Origin of the sequence: Brevibacillus sp. SIMBA_040 (assembly GCF_046535075.1) — a bacterium.
Classification (GTDB): domain Bacteria; phylum Bacillota; class Bacilli; order Brevibacillales; family Brevibacillaceae; genus Brevibacillus.
Window position 1 is genome coordinate 1 of record NZ_JAWRXI010000218.1, and the last position, 265, is coordinate 265.

Sequence of the window (265 nt, forward strand, 5' to 3'; positions counted from 1 at the left end):
TTCGAGCACGTGGGATGTCAGGGAAGGAGTACGGATTCGACTTGATGCAAGGTGAAACTCAGATCGATGCCATTTCAGCGCATCCGGCAGCCGCCGCATCAGAGCTCTACAAGTTGGTCGATCTTCGTGGCAAGACGCTAACGGCTGACATGTCGATCATTGTTGTGATCGACGACCGTGGATCGATCGATCAAGCTGACAAAGAGGCTTCGGTACTTGGTCAGTATGCCGAAACATGGCCAATGCGGCGCCTTATTCACGCGGC

The 265-nt window shown here is 54.0% G+C and carries 1 protein-coding gene; it reads left to right on the forward strand.

Annotation, left to right across the window (positions count from 1 at the left end):
* Positions 1 to 41 precede the first annotated feature (41 nt).
* Positions 42 to 265: hypothetical protein (locus SB752_RS32610; RefSeq protein WP_410719529.1), on the forward strand; the 224-nt coding region annotated here is incomplete at its 3' end.